The following is a 12,998-nucleotide window of genomic DNA, read 5'->3' on the forward strand; positions in this document are numbered from 1 at the left end:
GAGGAAGGAGTCTTTTCGGATGGCCGAGCCCACCGATTCACACCCGAGGTTGCCGCTCGATTCCGATGCACCCTCCGCGGTCGCCGCCACTACCGATGCCGCACCCAGGCGGGCGCTTCATCTTCGTCCGGCCGCGGTGACCGCGGTCGCTGTCGGAGGGCTGGTCGGCACCACGGCCCGCTATGGGCTCGAAGAACTGTTTCCGACCGCGCCCGGCGCATGGCCGGTGACCACCTTCGTGATCAACGTGGTCGGGGCGCTGCTGCTCGGGGTGCTGCTCGAGGCGCTCACCCGGCTCGGCCCCGACACCTCGTGGCGGCGCCCCGCCCGTCTCGGCGCCGGGACCGGCGCCTTGGGATCGTTCACCACCTACAGCACCCTCGCCGTGGACACCGATCTGCTGCTCCACGGGGGGCACGCAGTGAGTGCGCTTTCCTATGCGGTCGGCACCGTGCTGGCCGGTCTGGTTGCCACCGCGACCGGAATCGCCGTCGGGGTCGCGCTGGGCGCGGCGCGGGACAGGAGGTCGGGGCGATGATCACGTTGTGGGTGGCGCTGGCCGGCAGCGGTGGCGCGGTGACGCGCTTCGTGCTCGACGGGGCGATCCGGGCGCGGCTCGCATCGACTTTCCCGTGGGCGACGGTGGCGATCAACGTCACCGGCTCGTTGCTGCTCGGGGTGCTGGTCGGGGCGGTGATGTTCCACGATGCGTCTGCATCACTCGTCACGATCACCGGGGTGGGGTTCTGCGGCGGGTACACCACGTTCAGCACCGCCTCGTTCGAGACGGTGCGGCTGATCCAGCAGCAGCGATACGCCGCCACGCTGGCCAACGCTCTGGGCACACTGGGAACGACGGTCGCCGCCGGTGCCGCGGGGCTGGCGCTGGCCGCGCTGTGAGGAGGCCGTGATGAGCAAACGTTCCGAGCGGAAATCCGAGGCGCAGGTGTGGGACTGGCGGGTTCCGCGGCGCATCGACGGCCCCGCCGCACCGACGCGGGCCTCGACCGCCCTGGTGGTCGGGTTCGACCGGCACGCGGCCAGCCGCCGGGCCCTGGAGTTCGCGATCGAGCTCGGCGCCGGCCTGAGAGCGTATCTGCACGTCGCGCACGTCGTCGACACCGAGGATCTGCCGATCGATCCGGATTCGGACGACTGGGAGGCCCGGATCTGCGAGGCCTTGGACCGCGAGCGTGAGCAGGCGTGCGCGGTGCTGGCCACCTCGGCCGGAAACTGGACGTATCACGGTCGTGCCGGGGATCCGGCGAAGGTGCTGATCGCGCTCGCCGACGCCCACGACGCGGCGATGATCCTCATCGGCACGCCCCGGCGGGACCTGATGGCCCGCATCGACCGGTTGCTCGGTGAGTCGGTCTCGGCTCGCCTGGTCCACCACAGTCACCGCCCGGTGTTGCTGGTGCCGCACAACACGGTCGCCCGGCTCGGTACCGGTTCCGGTACCGGCCGCAAGCCCGACTGACATCGGGTCGTGGCGCGGGCGCTCAGCCACACCGTGGGGCGGCGGCGCGACTTCCGCCGGGAAGAAGTCGATGCGGATCGCCTCCGACCGCGGTAGGAGGAAGGCGACTCCGGTATCGCGGCTCCATTCGACCGGCAACAACAGATACTGGTCGCCTGACGGAAGGATGAGTTTCAGTCCGTCGTAGCGGAAGGGGTAGGCCGCATCGGCGTCCTTACAGTCGAGCTCGATGACGCCTGGCGCGGAAAGTCCAAGGCTCTGGGCTGAAGAGACCGACACGCTCGGTTGTGCCGGGAACTGCTCGACCTGTTCGATTTGCCCGTCCGGTTCCGACGGCGGCTGAATAGTTCGGGACAGCCCAGAACAGCCCGACACCGACGAGAACAAACACTGTCCCACTCGCCCGCGCTGAGCGAGTCCGCGTACGACCTGAGTTGCACCAGGTAAGTCGGTTTCCGGGGTAGTCGCGGACATTTGTGCAGGTAGCGGCGGTGCGTTGCCGGAAAGTGGCACACTAACGGCTCGGTAGACTCCGCCCCGTGGCCGCCTACATCCGCAAAGTCCGCACCGCCTCGGGAGCAACCGCGGTGCAGATCGCGGCCAAGCAGGGCCGCCGCGACAAGGTCCTCGAGCACCTCGGATCGGCCCACACCGACAGCGAACTCGCCGCCCTGCTCGAAACCGCTCGAACCAAACTGCTCGCCGGCCAGCAAGAGCTCGACCTCGACCTGGGCACCACCAGCTCTGCACCGACAATCACCGGGAAACGCTCCCGCTGGCTGATCGAGGTCATCGCTGCGGCCTGGCGACGTCTCGGCTTCGATGCGGTCGACCACGACGCGTTCTTCCAGCTCGTGGCAGCCCGGCTCGTCGAGCCGACGTCGGTTGCGGATGCGGGCAGAGTGCTGCGGGAGATCGGGATCGCCCCGGCCCACCGCAACACCTTCGTGCGGACCCTGCAACGATGCATCGCCCACGGGTACCGCGACGACATCGCACGACGCTGCTTCGAGCATGCCGCCACCACGGGGGATCTGAACCTGCTGCTCTACGACGTCACGACCTTGTATTTCGAAGCGGAGAGGAAGACGAGCTCCGTAAGGTCGGCTACTCCAAGGAGCGGCGGGTCGACCCGCAGATCGTCGTCGGGCTGCTCGTCGACCGCACCGGATTCCCCTTGGAGATCGGATGTTTCGAAGGAAACCACGCCGAGACCCGCACGATCGTACCGATCGTGCGACAGTTCCAGGCCCGCCACAATATCGAGGGGTGGAAATGGTCATCGCCGCCGACGCCGGGATGTTGTCGGCGACGAATCTCAAGGATCTCGATGCCGCCGGACTGAAGTTCATCGTCGGATCGCGGGTGACGAAGGCGCCGGCGGATCTGGCCAGTCATTTCCACTGGAACGGGGACGTATTCACCGACGGGCAGGTCATCGACACCGTCACCCCACGGCACGCCAAGAGCACGGTCAACGACCTTACCCGTCGCAGCGAGCCGGTGTGGGAGCCGGCCGACACGACGGCGTGGCGGGCGATCTGGGCGTACTCGACCAAGCGTGCCCTGCGGGACAACCAGACTCTGAACGCGCAGGAAACCCGGGCCCGGGAGGTCGTCGACGGCACCCGTGCTGCTAGAGCACCGCGGTTCGTCAAGAGCACCGCGAAGGGCAAATCCCTCGATACCGATGCTCTGGCCCGGGCTCGTTCCCTGATCGGGCTGAAAGGCTACGTGACGAACCTGCCTGTCTCGCTGATGAATCCACAGGAAGTCATGGCGAAGTATCACGATCTGTGGCATGTCGAGCAGTCGTTTCGGATGTCGAAGACCGACCTACGGGCCCGCCCGATCTTCAGCCACACCCGCGATTCCATCGAGGCGCACCTGACCATCGTGTTCGCCGCGTTGGCGATCTCACGCTACCTGCAGGACGCGACCGGGATGTCGATCCGGAAGATCGTGCGGACCCTGCGTCCCCTGCAGGAAGTCACCATCACGATCGCCGGCCACGAGCACACCGCCTTCGATCCGCTCACCGACGACGCCGTGCACATCCTCGATTCCCTCGGCATCGCGAATCCCCGGTCAGGGTTGGCACACTAATCTGGTGCAACTCGGGCGATGCTTCGCCCGTGCCGCCACCAGCGGGGACTTGTCCCTGATTTTGTACGACGTGACAACCCTGTACTTCGAAGCGGAGAAGGAAGGCGACCTGCGCAAGGTCGGGTACTCGATTCCGTCGACGTAACCGCGGGAGGGATCTGAATCCGGGTATTTCCGCTGGCCCAGTCCGCATCGTGTCCGGAGTGCGGGAGTGTGTCGCGGCGGGTCCACAGTCGATACGACCGCACTCTCGCCGACGCCGCGGTCGGTAACCGGCCCAGTTGTCTGATCTTGCGAGTGCGTCGGTTTCTGTGCCCGAACGCGGAGTGCAGCCGACGGACCTTCGCCGAACAGATCGACGGTCTGACCTCGACGAAGGTCCGGCGCACCCCGCAACTGACCGGGATTCTCGAGCGCATCGGGTTGGCGCTGGCCGGCCGCGCCGGAGCACGCTTGGCGGCAACCCTGGGAATGCACGTGGGTCGTTCGACTTCACTGCGGCTGGTCCGCGTCCTACCGGATCCGCCGGAACGCCCGGTCGAGGTGCTCGGGATTGACGACTTCGCCCTGCGCAAACGGCATCGCTACGGCACCGTCCTGGTGGACATGAGCACCCACCGTCCCGTCGATGTCCTGCCCGATCGGCGCGCCGACACCGTGGCCGCATGGCTGGCCACGCGTCCCGCAACCGCGGCCATCTGCCGCGATCGCGCGGCGCCTACGCCGAGGCCGCCCGCACCGGCGCACCCGCGGCGATCGAAGTCGCGGACTGCTGGCATCTGTGGCACAACCTGGCCGAAACCGTCGAGAGAACTGTTGCCGCGCATCACCACTGCCTGCGCTCTGCGCTCAAACCGGAGGCGGGCGCTGCGTGCACATCTCATGAGAAACAACGGGAGATCGTCGGTGAGATACTCGGTGTCTCCCACACGAGCTCGGGCCGGGCTGAACGTACGGAGCGTCGCTTCGCGCAGGTAGCGGACCTCAAAGCGACAGGGCTCTCCATCGCGGCGATCTGCCGAGAGCTCGGTCTGGCACGCAACACCGTGCGCCGCTTCTACCGGGCCGCTAATGCCGACGAGCTGCTCGGGGCTCCGACGGCCGGTCGTCCCCGGCTGTTGGACGGGTTCACCGAGTACCTCCATGCCCGGTTCAATGAGGGACAGACCTCCGCTGCCGAGCTCTACGAGGAACTCCGGACAAGGGGGTATCGCGGCAGCTACACCACCGTCCGGACCTATCTTCGTCCGCTGCGTCAGGCCGGGGCTGCTCCAGTTCGAGGATCGGTGCCGAAGGTCCGGCAGATCACCTCCTGGATGCTGCGCCATCCCGACGATCTCACCGATGAAGACAAGATCGGACTCAAACAGGTCTTGGCCAGCTGTCGACATCTCGAGGCCACCGCCATTCATGTCACCGCCTTCGCGCAGATGCTCACCGAACGCCGCGGGGAAAACCTCCACGCGTGGATGGCCGCCGTCCGCGCCGATGACCTTCCGCACCTGCATCGCTTTGTCCGGGGCCTCGAAGCCGATCACGATGCGGTGCGCAACGGCCTGACTCTGCCATACAGTTCCGGCGCCGTCGAAGGCCACGTCAACCGCATCATTCTGTGGAATCTGAGATGTCAAGGTTATTCTCGTGTGCGCTGGTCTATCGGGACGATCGGTAGCAGCGTCGCGGTCGCCGGAACACCGATCTCACGTGGCGTCATGCCGGTCGGCGTGGGAACGTCGACCAGTCGCTCCAGGAGATTGTCGAGAGCGACCTGGCCGTCGTCGACGGCAGCGCGCTCGTCGTCGCTGAGGGGGATCTCGGCGAGCATGCGCTGGAGATTGTCCTTGGCCTCCAGTAGTTGCCCCTTACCGGATGCCTTGGGGGCGTAGAAGTCGCAGCGGGCGCACGCCATCCGGTGGGAGCATTGCTCGAAGAACGTGTAGGTGCAGTATCCGTGCCCGAGATCGTAGTACTGCCATGGCTTTTCATTTCCGATGTTGCCGGAGGTGACAGCGTCACGGTCGATGAGGTCCTCGATGGTGCGGACGTTGCGGGAGAAGTAGCCGGCGTCGGTGTAGGCCCGCGTCAGCGCGGTCGGGGTGATCTTCGCGTAGTACTGGGTCGATTGCGGAGAGCGGTGACCGAGCCATGCCTGCAACTCGAACAGAGTCATCGGCTCCTTGGCGTTGTAGAGCTGGCTGGCGATCGTGGATCGGGCCCGGTGGCTGGTGATGTTCCCCCGGACGTCGGCGGTCGGAACACCCGCCTTGTGGCAGAGCATCGGGATGACCGTGTTGCTGATGTAGGACGAGGACACCCGGCGGGCTCGGAAGGCGAACAACACGTCGACGCGCTCGCCGGTGCGGCGGTCGTGACATTGCGGTTGCGAGGGGCGCATCGCCTGCCAGACATCGAGGGCCTGGCCGAGGATCGGATCGACCGGCTTGGTGAACGCAGTTCCGGTCTTGTGCACTGGAACATCGAGCAGACAGACCACATCACGCACCAGCACTTGATCGGAGTCGCCGTCGATGGGGGTAGCGTCGTGCTGCCAGCGGATGCAGCCGACCCGCAGGCGGGCGATCTCGTCGCTGCGCAGCCCGGAGAACAGCCAGGTCAGCGTGATCGCATGGACCAGTTCGAACGGGTAGAAATGCCCGGACTGCGTCTTGGGGAGATCGGCCTGCGACAGATTCAGCCCCGCCCACAGCAACTTGGCCCAGCTCTCGTCGGCGATCACCCGCGGGTCCGGGCCGAGCAGCGCGGTGATGCTGCGCGGGGTGGCCAGTGCGCGCCCCGGATCGAAGCGACGCGGCAGCCATTTCCATTCCTGACAGTCGGCGAAGAATCTCCGGATCGCCGACAGGTGACCGTCCTTGGTCGAGGCCGCAAGCGGCTTGCCGAGACGCTTTTCGAGTCCGGTGGTGCGGTGCACGTAGTCGCCGACGTTCATCCGGTCCACCGCGGCGACCCAGGCCGCGCAGGTCTGCCGGGTCCACGCGGCCGGGTCGGCGGCATCGGGATGCTCGGCCGCGATCCAACGACCGACCTTGAGCAGTCGGGACCGGACGTTCCCGCGTGCCCGCGGTGTCAATGTCGAGGTCGCGTGTCAGCGGTCGACCCATTGCTGCCAGATCTGCGCATTGCCGCCGATTCGAGCAGTGCCACGACTGGTCGTCGCGGGCGGTGGGTCACAGAATTCCAGTGAACTCACGGCCCGCTGCACGGCATGGACGGTGTTGAGCCGGGCCCCGCCGAGCAGTCCGTCACGGCGGACACGATCGAACAGGTCGGTGCCGAGATCCTCGAGGTGCGGGCTGCCGTCGAGCAGGAACAGTTGACTGAGCACCATCGGCAGCAGGGTGTCGTCGTCGCGGCCGAGCCGATACCCCCACTGGGCGAGCACCTTACGGACCCGGGTGATCTCGCCGCTGACTCGGTCACGCCCGAAGATTCGCCACGACAAGGTCAGTCGTTGGAAGCTGCCGAGCCGGTCGAACTCGGTGAACGAGCCCAGCAGGTAGGCGTGCGCGGCGAGATAGGGGCGGGCCTCGTCGCCGGCCCAGGCGGGTGCGTTCCGGCGGAACTCGGCCAGATCCCGGCCGAGCAGATCGACCCATTCCTGCGTGGTCCAGCCCCAGAAGGTCCGCTTCGTCTCGGCGCAGCGCATCAGCAGCACCGCGCCCGCATCGGCCATGGCGCGTCGCCGATGCGCGGTGGCGGGCGAATGCAGCCCGGCGTTGACCGTCTCCAGCGGTCGCAGCAGTCTCCTGATCACACGCTATCCCGGCGCGGTCGGATCGTGGGACTGCAGCCGCCGCAGGTTGCGCACGCCGAGTTCACCGATGGCCCGTGTCTCCTCGACTCGGACCTCGACTGCGGTATCGAAGCGAGGTGCGACGATCGGTGAACACCAACGTGTTTCGAGGAATCGTTGGGGTGTCTCCGACAGTGGCGCGGTCACCGTGGCATTCCTGCGGCCGCGGCGTCCACACCGGTGAGCATCGCGATGCGCCGGGCGTGGATGTGGTCCATGCCGCGGCCGAGCTTGTCGGCCAGATCCCGCCCGGACAGGTGGATATAGCGCAGCGTCGAGTCCGTGTGACGATGCCCGGCGAAGGTCGCAATCGTGTGCAGCTCCCACCCCATCCGGGCCAGATCGGTCAGACACAGATGCCGGGTGGTGTGCGTGGAGAACCGCGGAACATCGGCGGCCAACGCGATCCGTCGCACCACCTTCGACCAGGTCCACTGGCTCAGCGGTTGGACGTGATTACGGCGGGACTCCGACAGGAACAGTGGTCCGCGTGCCCTGCTCAGGCTCGCCCGGTGCGTCAGATAGTCCGACAGCAGCACCCCGTCGCAGCCGAGTACGGCACTACCCGCTCGAGCCGATTCTTCGTCGTCTCCGCCCGGATCCGCAGGGTGCGGTGGGCCGGGTCGAGATCGTCGGTGCGCAGCGCGCACAACTCCTCACGGCGCAGCGCGGCATCGTAGGCCAGAGCGAGCATCACTCGATTGCGGACAGGCTCCACGGCGACGAGGGCCAGGATGTCCGCCCACTGCTGCTCGGTGGGAATCCAGGGCAGCTTCGTCAACCGGGGCACTAACCCGCGCTGATGTCCGCCGCCGCGCCGCCCGGGTGAGAAACGTCCCCGGCCAACGGGATTGGACTCGCATAAGCCCTCTTCCATGAGGTGGTCGTAGAACAGCCGCACCGGAACCAGCCGTTGTTGAATAGTGGCATTCGCCAGACCGGAGCCGGAGTCGATCGCCACCACGTTCGTGCCTCGACGACTGGGCCGTTCGGTCAGCTCCCGCACATAGACGCCGACATGCGCCCGGCTGGCGGTGAGCGGGTCGACGCCCTCCCGTTCGCACATCTGCAGGTACTCGGCCAGCCCTCGGGCGTAGGCGTCGATCGTCCGAGGCGCCCGCCCGAGATCGGTCCACACCCGCAGCCACCCGGCCGCCTGCACGTGCCGGCCCGGCACCGGCCACTTCTCCTCCAACACCACCGTGCCGCTCAAGCCATCTCCTCAGTTCCGTGGTCAACACCGAGGAGACATGCTCGTCCCCACGGCCAGATTCCACGTAACTTTTAAGATGTTCAAACGACAGATGTACGGCCGAGCCGGCTTCGACCTGCTCCGCAAGCGAATCTTGCTCGGTCACTGACACCACCAGGAACGTTCGGTAATACGGGATGTGGGAGATACTGAGCCAGTGACGAGTCGAGGAGTGGTCCGCAGCTGGGATCTCAAGCGTATGCAAGGTGTGATCGACGGTGACGATGTCCCTGGTGGCTGCCTCGTCCGGTTCGCAGCGGTAGCGGTTGACGGGTTTCCCGCACTGCGCCAAGGCGATCACGTCGAATTCGAATGGCATCAGCTCGATCGGTCGGAATCGGGCTACACCTACGAATGCACCCGAGCATGGCCAGCAGAGCGACAACCTGTTGCCCGACGAGGACGGCCGTTCCGATCCGGACTGTGGATGATGCGCGCAGACGGCACCGCCGAGAAAATAACAATCGAGTCATCCGAGCAGGCTCCGCCCACGCCCAAGTCCGGCGGACAGACATCCGGCACCGTACGAATCTGGAACGACGAAGAAGGGTGGGGAGTGATCGATTCTTCTCAGACCCCTGGCGGGTGCTGGGCGCATTTCAGTCACATTGCCGCCGAAGGATTCCGGACATTAGAAGTTGGTGCCACCGTCATTCTCGACTGGCAACAGGTCACCAACCAGGACGGCTACCGATACTGCGCCACCCGCGTTGAGCAACGGTGACTACTCAGAACTTCAACCACTGCACTCTCCTGGGCCGCTGGTGTACGACCGTCACGGAAAGTGGGCCAGAACCTACAACAGCACCCCCGAGTAGTGAACCGGAGAAATCCACTTGAGGGTGCTATTGGCAACGCCTGCCCCGCGAACTACAAGCACGGAGCAGACGCCCCTTGTCGTCACAAGTCAACCGATCCGTACGACGCTCGGAAGGGCACGGACAAGTCAACGTGCGGTCCTTCCGCCAGCCCGCGGCCATGAGCGAGACACGGGAGTCGGTGTGGCGCGGACGGGTGCGAACTGTCCGCGGGTGTTGCGACGCTGAGCTTTTGCACGCTCCCGCGCTTGGACCTGCCGTGCCTTCGTTGCTTCGGCTTGGTGTGCGCCCCTGGATGCGAAAATCACCTGACTCATCTCCCTGAGGGGCAGTGCTGCTTACCAATCAAACGACGGCGGCGTGTACTCCAAGTTCGTCGTGACCTGTGTGACGAGTGCTGCGCCGCGATGCCGGACGCCGACCGCGAAGGACCTGGACGCATACGAGTCGATGAGCGGGTAGCGGGACTGGTTGCCGGGGATGATCCGCAGACCCTGATATGCGGGAACCTTGTGCTGGTGGACACCGATGACGTTGCTCGAGGAATCCGCGCCACTTGTGGCGACGACGGTGAAGTAGCCTGCTGGGATGTGCTCCGACTCGATCACCCACGCCGGTCCGTAGCTGCCGACGACCGGCAGACCGCCATACTGGCCCGGAGCGACCTCGCCGACGATGTTCTCGGGCATGAGATAGGCGGGAGCGGACGCAGACGGGATGAAGCTGTGCTTCGCGATGGGGCCAGCAGCCTCCGAGCCTTCTTTAGGCCGGGACTCCTCACCCGCGCGCCAGGACTGAACCTGTTTGCCGTCCTCAGGGTTGACGAGCAGCAGCAACAGGGTTTATGAGCAGCAGCAACTTCGAGCCGGGCTGGCGCCCGTAGCCCTTCGTGGTCACGGCCTTGATCGCGGCCTCCACGTCCGAACTGAGGATCACGGACGCACCCGACGCGAGGTAGTGCGTCGTGGTCGAAGAGAAGGACTTCCCGAGGTAGGGCAGTGGGGTGATGCCGTCGTCGCCGGTGTACAGCCCGTAGCACGTCGCACCGAACTCGTTGACTTCCGGCGCAGGGTCGAACAGGCGATTGAGGATCGTTGTGTTGACGAGCTTGTTGTCTGCGGCGAGCACGTCCGCGAAGATCCCAGCCACCTGATCCGCGGTGCTGTCACGAAGGAACTTCCACGTATAGCGGCTGGCGAGGTCGTGGTCCTCGAAGGTATAACCGAGCTTGAGCACGTCACTCGGCACACGGTTGCTCTGAGAGACACCGAACTCGGATGCTCGCCTCGAAGGAGCTGCCGCCCAGCGACTGCGGCACGGCATCCGCGGAGAGGGTCGTGGGGTAGCTGAGCAGCTTCGCGAGCGCGGTGCGTTCCTCGTTGAAGATCGCGAGAGCGGCCATCTGCTCTCGCCAGATCGTGTTCAGATCCACGCCGTCCGCGGTGGCGTTGACGAGGACGTCACCTTCAGTGTTGTAGCCGCGCTCCGCGCCGAAGAACGGCATGACGGCGATGCCGTTGATATAGCCGATGGGCTGGGAAACGTCGAAACTCGGGGAAATGGTCATTGTTGCTCCTGAGTCTGGTTCTGGTCACTCGGTCGCGCTCCGCGCGGTGTCGTGTGGGCCACCAGCCCATGAGCCCCGTTTCCGGGAATCCGTTCATTCAGTCCCGCGCCGCAGGCGCTCGTCGGGCCGAACGAGGACGACGTTACCCGGTCCCGTCGCGGTTCAGCTACCGACGCGAGACGCCGCGCAGACGCCGCGACCTACGGCGAACCGATCCGCGCCGACGCCGAACCGAAACGAACCGATCCGGACCAATTCGCGCCTCTGAGCTGCGGTGTTACAGAGACTCCAGCGAGGTCGGCGCAGTCCGCTCGAACACACGTTTCAACCCCGAAATACCTTCCCAAGCTGAATACGCGGGTTCGATTCCCGTCATCGGCTCTCCAGAAGGGCCCCGGCCGACGCACCGCGCGCAGCCGGGGCCCTTCGTCGTCGGTCGGACTCGGCGCATGCCCGCGTGCAGATGCACGGCCTAGCCGACCAGCAGAACTCCGGTGAGTGCGATCGCGACGACGAGGATCGTGGAGCCGGCGGCGAGAGCGAAAGGCCGCCACCCGACACCACGCAACACGGACAGCCGGACCCCGGTGCCGAGGGCGAACATCGCGGCGGTGAGCAGCGCGGTCTGGGTCACGCGCGCGGCGTCGAGCCACGCCGGTCCGAGAACCCCGGTGGCCCGCACCGCCACGCACGCGAGGAATCCGATCAGGAACAGCGGTACCAGGGGCGGTCGCTTCGTCTGGGTGGGCGTGGCGGTGCGGCGTCGTGACGCCACCCCGATCCAGGCGACCACCGGCGCCAGCAGCGCCACTCGGGCCAGCTTGACCGTCACCGCAATGGCCAGGGCGCCGCCGCCCACCGCCGCGGCCGACGAGCCCGCGTCGAGCGCGCCGCCGGCCGCGACCACCTGCGCCACCTCGTGGATCGCGGCGCCGGCCCACATCCCTGCCTGAGTCGAGTCCAGGCCCAGGGCGGCCGCAGCCGCGGGAAGAGCCGGAATCATCACGGTGCCGAAGACGACGACCAGCGCGACCGTGGTCACCAGTTCCCGTTTGCGCGCGTTCACCACACCGTCGACCGCGGCCGCGGCGGCGGCACCGCAGATCGAGAAACTGCAGGCGATCAGCAGCCGTTGCGTCCAGCCGATCCCGAGCAACCTCCCGAGCACCATCGACCCGGCGATGCCGAGACCCACCACGGCAGCGACCACAGCGAGTGTCCCCCACCCCAGTGCCAGCACGTTCGACAGCAGCAGTTGCAGACCGAGCAGCGCGACTCCGATGCGGAGCAGCCGCCGCGATGCGACGGTCACACCCGGTTCGAATACCGCCGGCAGGGTCCTCACATTCGCGACCGCTGCGCCGAGCAGGATCGCGATCAGCAGCGGGCTGATCCCGCCGAGCAAGCGTGCCGCGACCACGGCCACTGCCGCCGCCGCGGCAGACAACACCAACCCGGGTAGCGATGCACGCGCGCGTTCGAGCGAGACGTGCCGGGTGATGCCCGTGCCGCGGCCGCCGTTGCGTCCCGGCCCGGCAACCGGGCGCGTGGCCGGCCCGGCCGACGTGTCGTGGTCGGGATCTCTGCGGTCGGTCTCCGCGGCCGCGATAGCACCCTGCACGCTGCACACTCTCTTTCTTCCACGTATCGGCACGAGAACTCGGCCCGGCCGGGGTCTTCGGCCTGTGGCCGGTTCGTCGTTCTCGCTCGGTGAGCGAGATCTGCCGGTTCGTTACGGACCCATCGCGACGACCGGCGGCTGCGATGAACGGCGCCGCGATCGAGCGGGCCACGTCGAGCAACCGCGCCGAGAGCTGCCCTTGCAGGACCCCGAATGCGACGTACCTCACGGTATCCGGATTCGGCACGGCATACTGTTCGCGTCGGGACACGATCTGTTCCATATGGGACGCGACGTGCGCAGTTCCCGAACCCCGACGTCCGGACCACGCCGATCGACG

At 66.6% G+C, this 12,998-nt stretch carries 14 protein-coding genes and 2 pseudogenes; 8 read left to right on the forward strand and 8 right to left on the reverse strand.

Going from position 1 to position 12,998, the window contains the following annotated elements; all coding sequences use genetic code 11:
• The first annotated feature begins 19 nt into the window (after window positions 1-19).
• The 7 genes and pseudogenes from LZP97_RS15775 to LZP97_RS15805 form a co-directional block, all read left to right on the forward strand.
• Window positions 20-538: a fluoride efflux transporter FluC gene (locus LZP97_RS15775; protein WP_234574778.1), complete on the forward strand. Its 519-nt coding sequence runs from the start codon at window positions 20-22 to the stop codon at window positions 536-538.
• Window positions 535-900: a fluoride efflux transporter FluC gene (locus tag LZP97_RS15780; protein WP_234574779.1), complete on the forward strand. Its 366-nt coding sequence runs from the start codon at window positions 535-537 to the stop codon at window positions 898-900. Before LZP97_RS15775 ends, LZP97_RS15780 begins: the two co-directional genes overlap by 4 nt.
• A 10-nt stretch (window positions 901-910) precedes the next feature.
• The gene (locus LZP97_RS15785) at window positions 911-1,480 is read left to right on the forward strand and encodes a universal stress protein (protein ID WP_234574781.1); all 570 of its coding nucleotides are present in this window, start codon (window positions 911-913) and stop codon (window positions 1,478-1,480) included.
• Window positions 1,481-2,019: 539 nt separating this feature from the next.
• A pseudogene (locus LZP97_RS15790) lies at window positions 2,020-3,586 on the forward strand (IS1634 family transposase).
• A gap of 4 nt (window positions 3,587-3,590) precedes the next feature.
• Window positions 3,591-3,731, forward strand: coding sequence for a hypothetical protein (locus LZP97_RS15795; protein ID WP_234574783.1), 141 nt, complete (start codon window positions 3,591-3,593; stop codon window positions 3,729-3,731).
• 32 nt (window positions 3,732-3,763) lie between these two features.
• The gene (locus LZP97_RS15800; protein ID WP_442792845.1) at window positions 3,764-4,564 is read left to right on the forward strand and encodes a transposase family protein; all 801 of its coding nucleotides are present in this window, start codon (window positions 3,764-3,766) and stop codon (window positions 4,562-4,564) included.
• Between the two features lie 338 nt (window positions 4,565-4,902).
• Window positions 4,903-5,169 (forward strand): annotated as a pseudogene (locus tag LZP97_RS15805) (ISL3 family transposase); the annotation flags it as partial.
• A 50-nt stretch (window positions 5,170-5,219) separates the two neighbouring features.
• Here the strand turns inward: LZP97_RS15805 and LZP97_RS15810 are convergent.
• From LZP97_RS15810 to LZP97_RS27290, 4 genes are all read right to left on the reverse strand, one after another.
• A complete protein-coding gene (locus tag LZP97_RS15810) occupies window positions 5,220-6,677 on the reverse strand; it encodes a tyrosine-type recombinase/integrase (RefSeq protein ID WP_234574787.1) in 1,458 nt (485 codons plus the stop codon).
• 15 nt (window positions 6,678-6,692) lie between these two features.
• A complete protein-coding gene (locus tag LZP97_RS15815) occupies window positions 6,693-7,361 on the reverse strand; it encodes a hypothetical protein (RefSeq protein ID WP_234574789.1) in 669 nt (222 codons plus the stop codon).
• Window positions 7,362-7,543: 182 nt separating this feature from the next.
• The gene (locus LZP97_RS27285; RefSeq protein ID WP_267966263.1) at window positions 7,544-7,939 is read right to left on the reverse strand and encodes a site-specific integrase; all 396 of its coding nucleotides are present in this window, start codon (window positions 7,937-7,939) and stop codon (window positions 7,544-7,546) included.
• Window positions 7,918-8,613, reverse strand: a complete 696-nt coding sequence (locus LZP97_RS27290; RefSeq protein ID WP_267966264.1) for a tyrosine-type recombinase/integrase — start codon at window positions 8,611-8,613, stop codon at window positions 7,918-7,920. Before LZP97_RS27290 ends, LZP97_RS27285 begins: the two co-directional genes overlap by 22 nt.
• A 211-nt stretch (window positions 8,614-8,824) precedes the next feature.
• On the opposite strand from LZP97_RS27290, the gene LZP97_RS15825 reads away from it, so the two are divergent.
• A complete protein-coding gene (locus LZP97_RS15825; protein ID WP_234574790.1) occupies window positions 8,825-9,376 on the forward strand; it encodes a cold-shock protein in 552 nt (183 codons plus the stop codon).
• A gap of 432 nt (window positions 9,377-9,808) precedes the next feature.
• On the opposite strand, the gene LZP97_RS27395 is transcribed toward LZP97_RS15825, so the two are convergent.
• From LZP97_RS27395 to LZP97_RS15835, 4 genes are all read right to left on the reverse strand, one after another.
• Window positions 9,809-10,306, reverse strand: coding sequence for a hypothetical protein (locus LZP97_RS27395; RefSeq protein ID WP_326491658.1), 498 nt, complete (start codon window positions 10,304-10,306; stop codon window positions 9,809-9,811).
• Window positions 10,284-10,706, reverse strand: a complete 423-nt coding sequence (locus LZP97_RS27400; protein ID WP_326491659.1) for a hypothetical protein — start codon at window positions 10,704-10,706, stop codon at window positions 10,284-10,286. Before LZP97_RS27400 ends, LZP97_RS27395 begins: the two co-directional genes overlap by 23 nt.
• 1 nt (window position 10,707) lies before the next feature.
• Window positions 10,708-11,037, reverse strand: coding sequence for a hypothetical protein (locus LZP97_RS27405; RefSeq protein ID WP_326491660.1), 330 nt, complete (start codon window positions 11,035-11,037; stop codon window positions 10,708-10,710).
• Window positions 11,038-11,509: 472 nt separating this feature from the next.
• A complete protein-coding gene (locus tag LZP97_RS15835) occupies window positions 11,510-12,667 on the reverse strand; it encodes a YeiH family protein (protein WP_234574792.1) in 1,158 nt (385 codons plus the stop codon).
• Window positions 12,668-12,998 lie beyond the last annotated feature (331 nt).

Origin of the sequence: Rhodococcus sp. DMF-1 (assembly GCF_021441945.1) — a bacterium.
GTDB classification, from domain to species: domain Bacteria; phylum Actinomycetota; class Actinomycetes; order Mycobacteriales; family Mycobacteriaceae; genus Rhodococcus; species Rhodococcus ruber.